The sequence below is a fragment of the Rhizobium sp. UBA1881 genome, from assembly GCF_002338015.1.
Lineage (GTDB): Bacteria > Pseudomonadota > Alphaproteobacteria > Rhizobiales > Rhizobiaceae > Rhizobium.
On record NZ_DDHH01000098.1, the window covers coordinates 552 to 1,004 of the forward strand.

1 pseudogene is annotated in these 453 nt (G+C 63.6%); it reads left to right on the top strand.

The features are described from left to right. Positions 1–453, top strand: a pseudogene (locus B3605_RS12340) (chemotaxis protein); the annotation flags it as partial.

The window sequence follows — 453 nt, forward strand, 5'->3', positions numbered from 1 at the left end:
CACCCTCAAGGCCGACCAGGTCAGCCAGTCGACCCGCGACACCACCGCGAAGCTTTTGGAAGCGATCGGCAACATCAAGGCGGTGAAGACCGACATCCATTACATGGCGCTGAACACCAATCTGCGCTGCAGCCGTCTTGGCGAAGCCGGCAAGTCGATCAACGTCGTCACGGCCGAACTGCGCATCTTCGCCGGCAAGCTGGATGACAGCGCCGACGCCATCGTCAACGGCCTGCCGGCGCTGGAGGAAGCCGCCGGTCGTGTGGCCCCAGCGAGCGAGACGGCATCAGGCGGCCTTGCTGAAAACCTGACGACCGCCGTCGCCGATATCCGCACCGCCGCCGATACGATGGAAGCCGAGCTGAAGACACTGTCCGAACACGGCCGCGAGGTCGCCGGCAAGATCAACCTTTTGATCGGCACGCTCGATTTCCAGAAGGACCTCGGCGTTGT